General features: G+C 56.3%; 11 protein-coding genes. 4 read left to right on the forward strand and 7 right to left on the reverse strand.

The window, feature by feature from the left end; translation table 11 throughout:
• Positions 1-43 precede the first annotated feature (43 nt).
• A complete protein-coding gene (locus F6Y09_RS16535; protein ID WP_152208052.1) occupies positions 44-1195 on the reverse strand; it encodes a TAXI family TRAP transporter solute-binding subunit in 1152 nt (383 codons plus the stop codon).
• Positions 1196-1491: 296 nt separating this feature from the next.
• A complete protein-coding gene (locus tag F6Y09_RS20885) occupies positions 1492-1755 on the reverse strand; it encodes a type 2 periplasmic-binding domain-containing protein (protein WP_152208053.1) in 264 nt (87 codons plus the stop codon).
• A 163-nt stretch (positions 1756-1918) separates the two neighbouring features.
• On the opposite strand from F6Y09_RS20885, the gene F6Y09_RS16545 reads away from it, so the two are divergent.
• Positions 1919-3688 (forward strand): acyl-CoA dehydrogenase family protein, encoded by a 1770-nt coding sequence (locus F6Y09_RS16545; protein ID WP_152208054.1) that lies wholly within the window; start codon positions 1919-1921, stop codon positions 3686-3688.
• Between the two features lie 77 nt (positions 3689-3765).
• On the opposite strand, the gene F6Y09_RS16550 is transcribed toward F6Y09_RS16545, so the two are convergent.
• Positions 3766-3969, reverse strand: a complete 204-nt coding sequence (locus F6Y09_RS16550; protein ID WP_218944189.1) for a TRAP transporter large permease subunit — start codon at positions 3967-3969, stop codon at positions 3766-3768.
• Between the two features lie 261 nt (positions 3970-4230).
• Between F6Y09_RS16550 and F6Y09_RS16555 the strand changes: the two genes are divergently transcribed.
• The 3 genes from F6Y09_RS16555 to F6Y09_RS16565 are packed head-to-tail and all read left to right on the forward strand — an operon-like array spanning position 4231 to position 7302.
• Complete coding sequence (locus tag F6Y09_RS16555) at positions 4231-4911, forward strand: nitroreductase (protein ID WP_152208055.1); 681 nt, start codon at positions 4231-4233, stop codon at positions 4909-4911.
• A gap of 9 nt (positions 4912-4920) precedes the next feature.
• Positions 4921-6300, forward strand: a complete 1380-nt coding sequence (locus F6Y09_RS16560; protein ID WP_152208056.1) for a hypothetical protein — start codon at positions 4921-4923, stop codon at positions 6298-6300.
• A 39-nt stretch (positions 6301-6339) separates the two neighbouring features.
• On the forward strand, positions 6340-7302 hold the full coding sequence (locus tag F6Y09_RS16565; protein WP_152208057.1) for an NAD(P)H-dependent flavin oxidoreductase: 963 nt from the start codon (positions 6340-6342) through the stop codon (positions 7300-7302).
• A gap of 74 nt (positions 7303-7376) precedes the next feature.
• On the opposite strand, the gene F6Y09_RS16570 is transcribed toward F6Y09_RS16565, so the two are convergent.
• The 4 genes from F6Y09_RS16570 to F6Y09_RS16585 are packed head-to-tail and all read right to left on the reverse strand — an operon-like array spanning position 7377 to position 12029.
• On the reverse strand, positions 7377-8159 hold the full coding sequence (locus F6Y09_RS16570; RefSeq protein ID WP_152208058.1) for an enoyl-CoA hydratase/isomerase family protein: 783 nt from the start codon (positions 8157-8159) through the stop codon (positions 7377-7379).
• A 16-nt stretch (positions 8160-8175) separates the two neighbouring features.
• The gene (locus F6Y09_RS16575; protein ID WP_179959447.1) at positions 8176-9264 is read right to left on the reverse strand and encodes an acyl-CoA dehydrogenase family protein; all 1089 of its coding nucleotides are present in this window, start codon (positions 9262-9264) and stop codon (positions 8176-8178) included.
• Between the two features lie 18 nt (positions 9265-9282).
• Positions 9283-10446: an acyl-CoA dehydrogenase family protein gene (locus F6Y09_RS16580; RefSeq protein ID WP_152208060.1), complete on the reverse strand. Its 1164-nt coding sequence runs from the start codon at positions 10444-10446 to the stop codon at positions 9283-9285.
• Positions 10446-12029, reverse strand: coding sequence for a class I adenylate-forming enzyme family protein (locus F6Y09_RS16585; RefSeq protein ID WP_152208061.1), 1584 nt, complete (start codon positions 12027-12029; stop codon positions 10446-10448). Before F6Y09_RS16585 ends, F6Y09_RS16580 begins: the two co-directional genes overlap by 1 nt.
• Positions 12030-12082: the final 53 nt, after the last annotated feature.

Raw genomic sequence — 12082 nt, forward strand, 5'->3', positions numbered from 1 at the left:
GCATCAGCTGCACCACTTTTTTCTTCAAGCCATTGAGAAACGGTTACAGCGAGCTGAGCGCTTCGGTCCGGTGTTTTTCCCAGATCTCAGCGAACTCGTCGTCGCTTTTACCTTCACCTTCTTCCACCGCTTTCGGCCAGGCTTCCAGCAACGCGTTGAGGCGCTCGGTACGCGCATCGTTCCAGGCCTGATGTTCCTCGGTCCAGATACCCTTCTCTTCCAGGTAACGGATGGCGCCCGCGTGGAAGGGCACATCAATGGCCGGAGTGCCAGCTTCCTTCAGGTCCCAGCGATGCATAACCGCCGTGGCGTCCTTGTACATGTCGAACGTCTCATCCAGCGCCTTGATGTAGTTGTAGACCGCTTCCTCGTCCATGTCGGCACGAACAGTCAGAACCGGGTAGCGGTAGGCCAGAATGTCAACCGGATTATCTTCACTGATGCCGGCACCCACGGTTTCCGTGTAGGGCTGGAAGAAAGGCGCCACTTCGCGGATCCGTTTCCAACCCTCCTCGTTGTCCTTCGGCACTTCCAGCCAGCGGATGCCACGGGGCGATTCGGCCAGTTCATAGACGTGACTCGGCGTTGTAGTGGTGCAGGAGGCGTCTGCCTCGCCACGGGCCAGTGAGCTCATCGTGTTGGCATAGGTTGGGAACATGATGGCTTCCACGTCATCCCTGCTTAGGCCGGCAAACGCCAGAAAGGCATCGCATTTCACGTTGACGGAGGGATTACCGGCAACGTAGGCAAAGCGGACACCTTTCAGATCTTCGAGGGATTCAATATCTGCGTCTGCTGCGGTGAAGATACCAAACGAGGACGGACGACCAGCGACGGCCCGGAGATCCTGGGGACCCCAGCGACGGGTGGAAAAGTCATGAATACCTTCAGCAGCAAAGAAGGTTTCTGTGGCAAGGAAGGCGTAGTCCGAGCGACCACTGAGCAAAGGCTGCAGCCGCCCGATGGCGGAACCGGAGGGCTGGATACGGACCCGGGTGCCATACTGCTTGCCGAAGGCGTCGGCAATGGCCGAGGCTTCAGCGTAACCTGCGGACCCGACATCGTAGGAAGACCATGTCATCGTATCTGGCAGCTCAGTTTCGGCAGCGGCTGTCGCACTGACGCCCAGGACCATTGCGGCGGCGCATACGGAACTGGCTAGAGGGCGGAATAATTTTGCTGTTCGGGATCTCATAGTGACTCTCCGGATAATTGTTGTTGTAAGTAGCTACTTGAGCCTAGCTCACTACAGAATTTTATCTTGTCATGACGAGCAAACGGCCACCGGCTGGACCGATAGCTTGTTCAAACTAAACCTGCCATCCCAGCCAGTCAATGACTTTTCTATAATCGAATAAACAACTATTTTATATAAGAAATACTATTTTTATATAGCTTGTATCTAACTCCCTGAAAACCTGACTCTCAAAAATGGGGTCTGGGCCAGTAATGTTGGCGACGGGTATTTTATGCGTCGAGCTGTTATCCAGTTCAGGTTGATCGTTCACTGTGAGGCCAAAAGGTGCCGGGGTCCAAAGCCCAATTTCGCTCATGATGTTGTTCTTTCAGGAAGTTCATCAGCCAATGGGATACTTCATGACAAATTTTTGGTTCTACATCTGTGTGATGAAAGAGACTGATAATCCTATCGTAGTAGTGCGGAGCAAGATCGCGACCAAACAGGATAACTGGCTCATTGACAAGCTCCGTAATTGCCAAACTGCGCCGGGCTGCCAAGTGGTGGTGAGTAGGCAAGCAACATAGTCAGCGCCATAAACTTTACCCCCCTCTTATTGCCTATCTGCCTTCAATCATATAGAAAACTGTATCAATGAATCCTAAAACAGTATTGGAGGCTGCCCCCATACCCGCCTAATGTGACGATGAAACCTATAGTAAGTCCGAGAGGTACGCTGCAATGAGTGAAGAAAATATATACCGCAATATCCCTGATGCCTGGGGGCAGAACAGCTACCATAACGACCCGACTCTATCCCAACTCCTGGACATCTACTTGCCAGCGACGTTACGTCGCCACCTGGAAACTCACTTTACCGAGATGGGAGCTCTGGCTGGTGGTGAGCTCGAAACGCTGGCACTTGCCGCTGACAGGAACCCACCTGAACTGGTCCTGCGAAGCAGAAATGGTGCCGAAATTCAGGAGATTCACAAGCACCCTGCCTATCTACGCCTGGAAGCTTATGCTTATGGCCAGTTTGGCCTGGCGGCAATGTCGCATCGTGGCGGGGTGCTTGACTGGCCGGAGCCCATGCCCCCGGTGGTTAAGTACGCATTAACTTACCTGTTCGTTCAGGCGGAATTTGGTCTCTGTTGCCCACTCAGTATGACGGACGCACTTACCCGCACACTTCGCAAGTTCGGTGACGAGACTCTGGTTAGTCGCTATATTGAAGCTCTGACCTCTCAGAATATGGACCAGGCTTATCAGGGTGCCATGTTCATGACCGAGCAGGATGCTGGCTCTGATGTTGGCGCAATTACTACTGAAGCCAAATTGGTGGACGGCACGTGGCGCCTCTACGGAGAAAAGTGGTTCTGCTCAAACCCTGATGCCGCTCTGGCGATGGTGCTGGCGCGCCCCGAACAAGGCGAGAGCGGTACACGGGGTCTTACGTTGTTTCTTCTGCCACGGTATTTAGAGAGCGGTGAACTCAACCACTATCGCATAGTGCGCTTGAAGGACAAGCTAGGTACGCGCTCGATGGCCAGTGGTGAGATTTTTCTCGAAGGTGCCGAAGCCTATGTAGTAGGTGAGCCCGGGCAGGGATTCAAACAGATGACGGACATGATCAATATGTCTCGACTCTCGAACGGCGTTCGTTCTGCGGGGTTAATGCGGCGGGCTGTCAACGAGGCGCTTTTCATTGCTCGCCATCGTCATGCTTTCAGTAGCCAACTCATCCAGCTGCCACTTATGCAACGTCAGCTCAGCAAAATGATGGTCACCGCCGAGCAGGGGCGCACGATGGTCCTCCATACGGCTGATTGCCTGCGGCGTGCCGATGCTGGTGATGACCAGTCAGCCAGGTTATTACGCATTCTCACACCCATGATCAAGTTCCGAACCACACGAGATGCACGCAAGGTGGCCGGGGATGGAATGGAAGTGCGCGGTGGATGCGGCTACATCGAAGAGTGGTCGGACGCCCGAGTACTTCGCGATGCACATCTTGGCTCAATATGGGAGGGCACCAGCAATATTGTTGCTCTGGATGTGTTTCGGTCGATCCGGCGGGAGAAGACATTACCAGTGCTTGCTGAGTATTTACACCAGCGACTGCAAGAGTCAGAACTTGAGACTCATGAGAGTCGACTGCTGCAGGCATTGCTTGACAAGGCGGTGGGGAGTGCGGAAGCGCTGGCTCAGGACTCTGCCTGTGAGCATGACGCCAGGCGGATCGCCAGCGGCTTGTATCACATAACCTCAGCCATTCTGATGGCATGGGAAGCTTCTCGGTTACCGGAAGATAAGCGGCGACAGGCACTGGCGTGGTTGGTTGTGCGCCACAAGCTCTTGCCCCCCGATCCTTTGTCGGTCAGCAGAGAGTCGACGGAAGCGCTTGCGAAGCTGCTCGACGAAACCCCGATGAGTGACGAAGAGGTAATGGCGCTGGTGAATACAGAAGAACTGGCTCGTGGTCATGGACTGGAGGGTAGCCACGAATAAGCACACTGGAGCATTGAGCGGTGTCAGAATCATAGATCTCGGCGGGCGCCGCTGGGGCGCCCCACGATCCCGGGGCACTAATACATCAGCGAAGGCAGAAACAGGGCGATCTGGGGGAAGAACATCAACAGCGCCACGACTACGGCTTCGGCTGCCAGAAACCACAGAGTCCCCCGGACAATGGTACTGAACAGCACCGCATCACCCACTCCGGCGCTTACCACAAAGAGGTTGAGTCCTATCGGCGGTGTCAGCAGGCCAATTTCAATGAATTTGACCACCTGCACCCGAACCAGATGATGTTAATATCAAACGCGATTACAAATGGTGCCAACACCGGTAATGTCACCAGCATCAGGCCGATAGGAAGAACCAAAGAGCCGTTGGGTAAAAACTGATCGTATCTGACCCCCCCTGCCAGAAGGCCTCATAAAGCCATACACAAACGGCATGGCTTTTATAGAAAATATGCTTTTCTCCACTGACCTAAAACTTGTTACCGTGTCAGTCTTAACCATGCATCTGATAACTTCGGGAAATCCATGACTACGCCAACAATGACACTGGTCGACGCCATAACGACACGCCGCTCAGTACGAGGCTTTCTTCCCGACCCGGTTAGTGATGATGTCCTGCAGGCGATTTTTGAGCTGGCCAGGACAGCGCCATCGAACTGCAACACCCAACCCTGGACCTGCTACGTCGCTTCCGGTGATCTGAAAAACCGTTTGCGCGAGCAGTTCCTGCAGCGACAGGAAGATAAAGTTCCTGGTACTCCCGATTTCGGTTACGTCTCTCAGTTTGAAGGCGAATACCGCAAGCGCCAGGTTGAATGCGCCGTTGCTCTGTATAACGAAATGGGTATCGCCCGGGATGACAAGGCTGGGCGCCTCCGGGCTGTGCGTCGCAACTTCGAGTTCTTCGACGCCCCCCATATCCTGTTCCTCGGCATGGACCGCCAGTTCAGCTCCACTATCGCCCTGGATGTCGGCATTTATGCCCAGACCCTGATGCTGGCAATGAATGCCTATGGCGTGAGCACCTGTGCCATGGGCAGTATGCGTGCCTACCCGGACCTGGTCCGGGAAGCTTTCCGGCTGGATGAGGAGACCGGAATATTGCTGGGCATCAGCTTTGGTTATGAAGATCCCGATGTGCCGGCCAACCGCACCCGCACGACCCGGGAGCCGTTGTCTGACACGGTGATTTTCAAGAGCCAGTAGGGCCTTTTAGTGGCCCGCACCGTCTCGACACTCTGTTTACTGACCGCCTGTTTTTGCGCCCTTGCCCGGGAGTTCAGTGACTGGCTTCTGTTCAGTCCCTTGGCCGGCGGCGCTTTGGCGCTGTTCGCTATTCTGCAATGGCCGGGTATCAGCCTGACCTATCGCATTTTTGCCATTCTTGCCCCTGCTCTTGGCCTATTGCTCTGGTTTAATGATGCAGTTTCCGTACAAGTACTGGCAGACGCGGTGGATCGATCAGCTTTTTTTACCCTGTTTCTGACCTCTCTGGCGGTCCTTCGGGAGTCTGCAAAAACGTCCCAACTGGTGCGTCGCTGCGGGACAGTTCTGGTTAACCAGCCGCCCGGGCGTCGCTATCTGTTAATGTCTTTCGGCTCCCACCTGTTCGGTGTGATGCTGAATATTGGCGCGCTGAATGTATTGGGCACCATGGTACGCCGTGCTATTCGCCCAGGCGCCGATCCGGAATCACAACGTATCGCCGGTATCCGCCGTAAGCGAATGTTAACGGCCACCATCCGTGGTTTTTGCGGGGTGCCGTTGTGGGCCCCTACGTCCGTCACGATGTTGTTGGTGTTATCCGGCATTCCAGAATTGAGCTGGGAGCAATATGCGCCGCTCGGGCTGCTCTGGACGCTGCTATTCCTTTTCTGGGGTTCGGTGTTGGATCGTCTGGCCTACAAACGGCCCAAGGTACATACGGTCAACGGCGGCAACCTGGTCTATCTTCTCCCGCTGGTGGCGCTGGTAGCGCTGATTCCGAGCCTGGCTTTCGTGGTTTCACAGATCACCGGCCTGGCGCTGTTTTCGGCGTTGCTCATGTGTGCTCCGATTATTGGGCTGACCTGGATCTGGGTACAATACAAGGGCAGGCCGACCCGGATAAAACGAGGTCTGCTACTCAGACGCATGGGGCGATCCTTCCCCGTAACCTTCACCGACCAGCGCAATGAAGTTGTGTTGTTCGCCTCTTCCGGGTTTATCGGAGTGATATTGATTCCACTTATTGACCCGGTCGTAGCCAGCGAGTTTCTGGCCCAGGCCAATATCAGCAACGCCACCCTGATGGTTTCCATTTCTCTGGTGATGCTGATGTTTGCGTTCATTGGTGTTAATGCGATTATCACCGTGACACTGATACTGGGGGTCTTGCAGCAGCTGCCCGATCTCAATATCCAGCCGCAAGTTCAGGCCTCGGTTATTGCCATCACCTGGGCGATCTTCGCGGGGGCCTCGCCGTTCACTGCGTCATTGCGTTTTATTTCCGGTTTCTCCGGAATTTCACCCTTACGCTTCGGAATCGAGTGGAACGGGTGGTTCAGCGCCAGTGTGTTGGCGATTATGTATGTGACCCTATATCTGGTGCTGTAACGCCCAGTCTTATTCATCACCAAGCAGGAGCAAACTGCCATGAGCCTTCCCGATAACCTCAAAGACCAACTGACGCTTCCGGTGCTGTGCTCGCCCATGTTCATCATCTCCAACCCGAAGATGGTGATCGAACAGTGTAAGGCGGGAGTTATCGGATCCTTCCCCGCTCTCAACGCCCGGCCGGCGGAAAAGCTGGATGAATGGTTGACAGAAATTGAAGAGGCGCTGGCGACCTATAAGGCCGAGAATCCGGATGCCAGGGTCGCGCCCTATGCAGTCAATCAGATTGCCCACTCGACCAACGACCGGCTGGAACATGACATGCAGGTGTGTGTGGAGCACAAAGTGCCCATCATCATCACCAGTTTGCAGGCCAATCCGATGATCGTGGAAGCCGCCCATAGCTATGGCGGGCTGGTGTTTCACGATGTAACGAATATCCGCCATGCCAAGAAGGCTTTGAGCATGGGGGTTGATGGCCTGATCCTGGTGACCGCGGGCGCCGGCGGCCATGCCGGCACCCTTAGTCCATTCGCGCTGTTGTCGGAAATACGCAGCTTCTTTGACGGTCCGGTTGTCCTGGGCGGCGCCATCACCAAAGGCAGCCATGTGCTCGCTGCCAGGGCCATGGGAGCCGATCTGGCTTACATGGGTACCCGCTTTATCGCCACCGAGGAAGCCAATGCCGACCAGGCCTATAAGGACATGATTCTGGCGTCGTCAGCGTCCGATATCATTTACACCAACCTGTTTACCGGCGTTCATGGCAACTATCTGCGCGGCAGCATCGAAAAAGTCGGTCTGGACCCGGAAGACCTGCCGGTGTCAGACAAGAGCAAAATGAAGTTTGGCTCGGCCGGAGGCAGCAAACCAAAGGCCTGGAAGGATATCTGGGGAGCTGGCCAGGGCGTGGGAGGCGTTACAGAACTGGTACCGGTAGCGACAGCCGTGGCCCAATTACGGGAAGAATATGAAGCTGCACGACAACAGATCATGACATAACGAGCGATGCCCGCACCCAGGGTCACAGAACTTTGGGTGCGGCAGTGCTCTTCGGGATGATACGTAAGTGATGATTACCTGCGGTTGAACTGCCCGGGGCGTCGCTCACTAACCGCTGCCATACCTTCTTTATGATCAGCGGTTTTCGCCAGCCATACCTGCTCGGCAAACTCGTGATCCAGCCGTTGTTTCAGCTCCTCCACCAGTCCTTGTCGGAGTGTGGCGCGAGTGGATTCAACCGCAAACGGTGCGCATTGGGCAATTTCAGCCGCCAGGGCGATGGCTTCTTCACGCACTTTCTCTGCCGGAACCAGTTTGTCGGCCAGGCCAAACTCATAGGCTTCTTCCCCTTTGATCCGGCGCCCGGTTAACAGCATCAGACTGGCCCGCTGTTGGCCAATCAACTTGGGCAGTACCAGGCTGATGCCAAATCCGGGGTGAATTCCAAGCTGCACAAAATTGGCCGCAAAACGGGCTTCCGGACACACCACCCGGAAATCTGGCACCAGTGACAAGCCAAAACCACCGCCAATGGCGGCACCGTGAATGGCGCCAACTATCGGCTTTTTGCAGGCGTATAATCGTACCGCCGCCTTATACAGGCTAATGGCATTGTTGGCAGCATCCGGCTTGAACAGATCACTGCCATTGGAGGAAAAGTCGGCGCCGGCACAAAACGCCTTGCCTGCGGCCGCCAGCACAATAGCCCGGCACTGGTCTTCCTGCTCGAGCGCTTCGAATGTGTCGGCTATATGCTCGATCAACGTCACATCAAAAAAGTTGAGTGGCGGGCGTTGAATTTCCACCACCGCCACGTGTTCGTGCCACTGCACCGCAACATCATCATATGAATTCATCTGTTGTCCTTGTTTGCTAACGGGAAACAATCTCCCAGACCCGACCGTCATTCTGCCCGGGCGCGCTGTGTTTTAACTCTTCGGCCACTGCCAGCCCGATGCGCTCCGACCAGTAGAATTCCGAGCCATATTCTTCACGCCAGCTCCAGATCCGCCGGCTGTATTGTTGCAGTGGGTATTCATAACTGAAACCCATGGCGCCATGGCACTGGTGCGCCAGTCGCGATACCGTACCCGCCGCCTCCGACGCCACCACCTTGGCAGTGGCTACGGAGAGCAAAGAGTCGGCACTACCACTGAATGGCCGGGGGTGCTCCGACAACTCCCGCACCGCCTGCTCAACCGCTGCATTTGCCAGCGCGCTTTCACCGGCACTATCCGCGACCTTGTGCTGAATGGCCTGGAACTTGCCCAGTGCGCGGCCGAACTGCTGTCGCTCTTTCACGTAAGCAACGGTCAGTTCGTTCATTTTTTCCATCGCACCGGCAATCTGGCAGGCTCGCACCAGGGCGCAGAACTGCATCAGCCCGTGCTCGCTCATGCCATCCACCACGGGCGATAGCTCCAGCGGCGACGCCTTGTTCAGTTGAATTCGCGCCCTGGATTCCCCGGCCAGGCTTTCGCGGTGTTCTATCTCTAGGGTATCGGGGACAAACGTTGCAATACGGATGATCCCCTGATCGGAAACCGGCACCACCAGGCGCGCAACCCCTGGGTACACGGGTGCGTTCTCGACCAGACCGGTGATCTTGCCGTCAGCTAATGTTGGCAAGGGGCCACCATCAAACACCAGCACCGTCCAGGACGCTTCCATCTCAAGGCCGCTTTCCGCCAGCACCCGGTTAGCTACCATAGTCTCTGCCAAGGGTGCCGCCAGGGCAAAGCCTGCCGCCTTGCGTATCAGGTTAAAACCCAGCGCCAGGGATCCGCCTACGCCTCCGGCAGCCTCCGGAACCCACGCCAGCGGCAGTCCCGCCTCGAAAATGGCGTTCAGGAGCCTGGTCGGCTCTGTGCCGTTTTCCGTCGCGTTAACTACGTCCGCACCACAATGATCAGCAAAAAGCCGTTGTGCGGTATCCAGAATCAGTTGATCCGTCTGCTCCATTTCAAACCCCATGATTGATTAGCGCAGCCCCATGCCCCGGGCAATAATGCCTTTGAGCACCTCATTGGTTCCCCCGCGCAGGGTAAACGAGGGTTGCCGCAACAGGCTGTCGGCGAGCAGGTAATGGAGATCATCACCAAAGCTCTGCTTGAGCTGAATGGGCCAGAATTCACGCAGGCGCTCGATGATATCCTGCTCGAACCGGGTACCGAGGTCCTTTACCAGCGAGGCTTCCACTTCCGGATACTGCCCCTGCTCCAGCAGCGCCGCTACGCCCAGAGACATCGCCCGCAAAGCCCGGATACGGGCCAGCATGCCGCCCATCACGGTCGCCTGATGTCCGTTCATGGTGGCCGCTGCTTGCAGGAACGCCTTCTCCAGCACCACAAAAGTACTCAGCAGCCGTTCCGGGCCAGCACGCTCCAGAGCCAGCTCACTGGTAATCTGCGTCCAGCCTTCCCCCACCGAACCCAGGACCGCATTTTCCGGCACGAAAACCTGTTCAAAGTGGCTTTCGTTAAAATGCTCGACCCCACTCATATCACGAATACCCCGCACGCTGACCCCCGGCGAATCCAGCGGTACCAGAAACTGGGTCAGACCTTCATGACGTTTTTTGTCATCCCGCTCACTGGTTCGGGCCAGCACGGTCATGTACTGGCAGATCTGGGCGCCGGATGACCACAATTTAGTGCCGGTAATTTCCCAGCCGCCCTCCACCGGATACGCCCTGGTCCGCACGGAAGCCAGGTCCGAACCGGATTCCGGCTCGCTCAGTCCCAGTGCCACAAAGCATTCCCCGGCGGCAATGCGAGGCAACAGTGTGCGCTTCATTTCTTCCGTTCCGGTGGCCAGGATCAAAGGGCCGCTCTGGCGGTCGGCAATCCAGTGGGCGTGAACCGGTGCCCCGGCTACCAGCAATTCTTCCGTGATCACGTAGCGGTGCAACGCGCTCAGTTCACGGCCGCCATACTCTTTGGGCCAGGTAACCCCAAGCCAGCCACGCTGGCCCAGTTTGCGACTGAATTCCGGATCAATGCCGGAGCACCAGCAGTCGGTCACAGGCCGGAAGCCGCCATTACGGATCTCTTCCTGCAGAAATGCCCGGACTTCTTTACGCAAGCGGTCAACGCTGTCGTCGATAACCGGCGCGGGGAAGTTGAAACGGATGGTTTCCGACATTATTTATTCTCCCCGACAATCATTTTTCTGAGTTCTGTTTTGAGGATTTTATTGACCGTGGACACCGGTAACGGCTGATCCATAAAAGTGACCGCAGACGGACATTTATAATGGGCAATCCGCTCCCGGCAATAATCAATAATGTCCTGTTCTGTCACGCAGGCGTCCTCAGCGACCCTGATAACAGCGTGTACCGCCTCGCCCCATTTTTCATGGGGTACACCGATCACGGCGCATTCTTTTATTTCCGGATGCCGTGACAGAATGTTTTCGATCTCGATGGGATAAACGTTCTCACCGCCGCTGACAATCATGTCCTTCATGCGGCCAACCAGAAACAGATAACCGTCGTCATCCAGGAACCCGCTGTCACCCGTGTAGTACCAGCCATCCTCCAACACCGCCCGGGTTAACTCCGGAGCGCGCCAGTAACCTTTCATGATATTGGCACCGCGTACGGCGATCTCCCCGACCTCACCGTTACCCAGACGCTTTCGGTCTGGCCCGACCACCCGGATATTGACGTGTGGGGCGGCGCGACCGGCGGAAACCAGCCGTGCCCGCCGCTCCGGTGCCAGGGAATGGTCGTCCGTGTTCAGCACTGACACCACCGGGGACGCTTCCGTCATGCCATAGGACTGGCCAAAGCCGGTGCCCGGCAATACCCGTAATGCCCGCTCCATCAAGGCGACAGGCATCGGCGCCCCGCCGTAGGTGATAAGGCGCAGACTGGACAGGTCAAAGTCCGCAAAGCGGCGATGATCCAGGATCATCTGCAGCATGGTGGGCACGATCTGGGTGGTATTGATACGGTACCTGTGCACCAGTTCCATCACCGAGACCACATCAAACCGGGACAGGATCACCGTGTGGATGCCCATCAGCGTCGCGGTGTAAACCCGGGAACCTGCAGCGGTATGAAACATCGGGCCAGCCAGCAAATGCGTCTCGCCTTCCTGCAGCTGATACAAGGATATGCCGCCCATGGCGTTGGCGAACTGATTGATATGGGAGAGCATCACGCCCTTGGACCGGCCGGTAGTGCCGCCTGTATAGAACAGAATCAGGGTATCGTCATTGCCACCGGGAATTGCCTCAGGCACTGCTTGTTTTTGCAGCAGACGGTCATAGGATGCCATGCCGTCGGGTACTTCACCCGAGCCGGCATAGATCAGTGTTTCCAGCCACGGACAAGCCTGCTGGATCGCACGAGCCTGCTCGAGGTGATGTTCATCCACCACCAGAATTCGTGGTTCCGAATCCTCAATGCACTCCACCATCTCCCCCAGGGACAGCCGGAAGTTTACCGGCACAATGATGGCACCCAGCCAGGGCACCGAGAAAAACAGCTCAAATCCCCAGTGGGTGTTATAGCCCAGGTAGGCTACGCGGTCCCCATGGCTGACTCCCTGCTGCTCCAGAGCTCCCGCCATGGCCTTGCAACGGGTAAAGGTCTCACGCCAGCAGTAGGTTTTTCCATGCCAGGAAACCGAGGGTTTTTCAGGCCAGCTATCCGCCGCCTTTCCCAGCCAGGCCATGGCGGATATTTCCGGGGTTTCTACCCTGGTACCTGCTACTGACATTTATACCCTCTCTCTTTAGTTTTGTTCATCAGAGGACTGCTTTATTAGAGCTC

It is taken from the genome of Marinobacter changyiensis (assembly GCF_009193265.1).
In the GTDB taxonomy this organism is placed as follows: Bacteria; Pseudomonadota; Gammaproteobacteria; order Pseudomonadales; family Oleiphilaceae; genus Marinobacter; species Marinobacter changyiensis.